Origin of the sequence: Cellulomonas bogoriensis 69B4 = DSM 16987 (assembly GCF_000767165.1) — a bacterium.
Lineage (GTDB): Bacteria > Actinomycetota > Actinomycetes > Actinomycetales > Cellulomonadaceae > Actinotalea > Actinotalea bogoriensis.
The window spans coordinates 1-917 of the sequence record NZ_AXCZ01000371.1 but is presented as its reverse complement, the minus strand read 5'-3'; the positions used below and the strand labels follow the sequence as shown (position 1 = coordinate 917).

Here is a 917-nt window from a genome sequence, read left to right as displayed (position 1 = left end):
CAGGCGCCCGGCGCCGCCCTGGACGCGCCCACGCCACGGTCCTCGGGTCGCGCGGTGGGCGCGGCCATGGCCGTCACGGTCGTCGGCCTGATCATGCACGCCGCGGCGTCCGTGCTCCGCGGTGTGGCCGCCGAGCGTGTCCCGTGGGCGAACATGTACGAGTTCACGCTGGTGGGCACCCTCGTCGCGGTCGCGACCTTCGTGGCCCTGTGCCTGTGGCGTGACCTGCGGTTCCTGGGCACCATCGTCATGGGCTTGACGGTCGTGGCCATGGGGGTCGGTCTGGCGGTCTTCTACGTGCCGGCCGACGCGGTCGAGCCCGCCCTGCAGAGCTACTGGCTGGTCATCCACGTGTCCATCGCGATCCTCGCGACCGGTCTGTTCACGGTCTCGTTCGCGATCAGCGCGCTGCAGCTGCTCAAGGACTCACGCGAGGGCGGGTCCGGGCGCCTGTCCGCGTCGGGGTGGAAGGCACTGGACGTGCTGCCCGCCACCCGCGACCTGGAGGCGCTGTCGTTCCGCATCAACGCCGTCGGGTTCGTGCTCTGGACGTTCACGATCATGGCCGGTGCGGTGTGGGCCGAGCATGCGTGGGGCCGGTACTGGGGCTGGGACCCCAAGGAGGTCTGGAGCTTTGTGGTGTGGGTGGTGTACGCCGCCTACCTGCACGCCCGCACCACACGGGGGTGGTCCGGGCGGCGGGCCGCCTGGTTCGTGCTCATCGGCTACGCCACCGTGATCTTCAACTTCACCGGCGTGAACCTGTTCTTCCAGGGCCTGCACAGCTACAGCGGCCTCTGACCGAAGGCCGGAGCCCGCCGCGGTCCCGCCCGGCGTCCTGCCTCAGCGCCCGTCGCCGTCCTCGCCCCGGGGGTCGGTGCCGCGCGGGTCGGGGTCGCCGTTCTGGTCGGGGCCCG

The 917-nt window shown here is 71.9% G+C and carries 1 protein-coding gene; it reads left to right on the top strand.

Annotated elements, in window-relative coordinates; translation table 11 throughout:
* On the top strand, window positions 1-801 hold an 801-nt coding region (gene ccsB / locus N869_RS15490; RefSeq protein WP_156968609.1), incomplete at its 5' end, for a c-type cytochrome biogenesis protein CcsB.
* Window positions 802-917 lie beyond the last annotated feature (116 nt).